Origin of the sequence: Microcoleus pseudofavosus SVA1_A4 (assembly GCF_036700565.1) — a bacterium.
Classification (GTDB): domain Bacteria; phylum Cyanobacteriota; class Cyanobacteriia; order Cyanobacteriales; family Microcoleaceae; genus Microcoleus.
Genome location: NZ_JAUBPE010000169.1, coordinates 1 through 2708 on the forward strand (window position 1 = coordinate 1; position 2708 = coordinate 2708).

The window sequence follows — 2708 nt, forward strand, 5'->3', positions numbered from 1 at the left end:
TTAAGACTCAGATGTGCATATTTAAATAACGACATCAAGCTCGGTATTTCTGCTTAGTTAAAAAGCGGGATGCTCCCCTTTAGACGAAGAGCAAGAGATTGATGCCCAAGTAAAAGATGAATTATCCGATGAATTTTATCGCGGAATTTCAGCTCGTTACGAGCATATTTTGGCTGATGTTGATGTCTTGCGTCATAAAAACTTACAAGAAATAGCTAAAAAATTTGAAGAAAACAGAGTCGTTATTATCCACGGCGCTTCTGGTCAAGGCAAGACCACTTTAGCCTTTCGCTATCTTCGCGAATTCTTTTCCGACAAATCGCGCTTTAAAGTTCAACTAATTGATAGCAGAAAACACGCTCTTAGTATTGCGACAGCTATAGCAGGTCAGGCTAATGCTATCGGTATGCCGATTGCCGTTTACTTGGATGTTTCACCCAACGATATTGGTTGGATTGAGTTAGTCAAGGAATTATCTACTCATAGAAACATTCGAGTTCTGGTCACGGTTCGGGAAGAAGATTTTCGTAGAGCCAGTATTTCTGGTGCTGAAATTCAATTTTCTGGAGTCGAACTGACCTTCAATCGAATTGAGGCGCAGGAAATCTATCAATCTCTTACAAACAAGAAACTTCCAGCAGAGTTCTTGACTTTTGAGGAGGCCTGGAACAAATTTGGCGGTGAAGGCCCCCTCATGGAATTTGTCTATCTGGTGACTCAGGGAAATTCTCTTCGAGAAAGACTCTCACAACAGATAACACGACTTGAGGATGAAGCCACAACAGGAAAGCTAAGTGACGCAACCATTGAACTCTTGAGATTGGCTTCTGTAGCATCAGCCTTTGAATCTAGGTTGCAGATTAAACCCCTTGTAAAACATTTAGCTTTAAGTGCGCCAAAGAGAACTTGTGAACTATTTGAAAAAGAGTATTTACTTAGGCTTAGTGAGGATGGTTCCCTAATACAAGGATTACATCCTATACGTTCAGCAATACTTGCTGAACTTCTAAGCGATTCAACATTTTCACCCTGGTCGGAAAGTGCTAGCATCTGTTTGCCATTCATCTTTGAACGGGATGTTGAAAGTTTTCTCCTTTACGCCTTCTCCCGTCATCGGTTTGAAATTGAACCTTTGCTAAACTCTCTTACCTCATATCAGCCACAACAGTGGACTGCAATAGCAGGAGTCACGCGGGCTTTAATTTGGTTAGGCATTAAGGAATATGCTGAAGCTAATAAACAACTTCTTGCAGAAATATATCAAGAGGTAGGAACTGGTTTTCTGTCTGTATTAGATTGCGATATTGCAGATGCTACTCCTGGCTGGGGGAGATTATGGTTAAGCAACTTAGGACACACAATTCCTTCAGAAGGACGGCAGCGAATAGAAGAATTTCAAGCTCGTCAGACTGATAAGAAGCAGGTGTTTGTACGTGCTGAAACATGGTTGTCAAGTCGGACTCAAAAACCTACAGCACCCTCATCTGATGTGGATTGGTCTGGTATGGCGGAAACAATTTTTTGGATAGGACGTTTGGGAGTTTCCTGGCCTCTGGCAGAATGGCTTTCTAATTATGAGATTGACCGAGCGATTGATACGCTCCCCATCGATATCTTAGCTGATTTAATCCTGGGATTATCTTACGGATATCAGGAAGGCTTTAGTTCTTGGCTGGAGACGAATCGCTCTAGACTTATAAATCGCTTTCGGCAAGAAACACAAACAGTAGCATTGGAAGATGATGGACAAAAACTTACGGCTCACTTCATTGTTGATATTCAGCAACAAAATGGCTCTCAATCTGAAGGTGAACCGGAAGTCGAAGCTACTAAAAGTCGCTTGCATGAAGAAGCCGTGCAGCGATGCGGACTATTAAGAAGACTGCTGCCCGATCGAGAACTGTATGCTTGTCAAGGTTACGGTCACAGGGTGTGGTCAGGTGAAATTCCATTCGATGACACTCAAAAAACAGGTATTTCCAAGCCGTATCTTTCAATCTCGTGGCTGAGCTCAGTCAATTCAACATTTATAGGATTGGCGCTACAACCTTTTAGGCCTAAAACTTGGCAGGAATATACTCATTCAATTTTAAACCTCAGACAGACTGTACTGCAAGCGATTAAACAACTAGAACTGGGTTTAGAAGTATATTTCCGTCACTCAAAAAACGTTCCGTTAATGGATAAATCAATTAATGCAGAAAGATGGGATTATTGTCGGCAGATACTGCTAAAAAAGCCCCTGCTTCCCCTTTGCGCTCTTGATGAATGGGGTTTTGTTCATGAACTGACCTCGGATTCACCTAGTGAAGGTAGTAAAGAGGCTAAAGAAAATTTACCCGTTGTCAGTAAGCGAACTTTGTTTCTCAAATTATACAAGCCTTTTTTAAATGATTTTGGAACTTACACCACCACTCTTTATAACTTTTTTGGCCAAGCAATTCATGGAATGGCATTAAATCCAGTCTTGGGAAAAGGATTGAAGCCTGAACAGAACAATGAGGCAACCAAAAACCAAATAATTGAAATCGCCAAACAAAAAGGGGTTCAACCTCATGTGATTCGTATATCCAATTTCAACCTAGCTAATACAATCCAAGTTTTGCCCAAGCTCCACAAGAACTTTAGACAGGGAGCATCCCGCTTTTTAACTAAGCAGAAATACCGAGCTTGATGTCGTTATTTAAATATGCACATCTGAGTCTTAA

At 41.2% G+C, this 2708-nt stretch carries 1 protein-coding gene; it reads left to right on the forward strand.

Annotated features, from left to right (window positions below; all coding sequences use genetic code 11):
• Positions 1 to 169: 169 nt before the first annotated feature.
• Positions 170 to 2674, forward strand: coding sequence for an nSTAND3 domain-containing NTPase (locus QUA02_RS33175; protein ID WP_333033976.1), 2505 nt, complete (start codon positions 170 to 172; stop codon positions 2672 to 2674).
• Positions 2675 to 2708 lie beyond the last annotated feature (34 nt).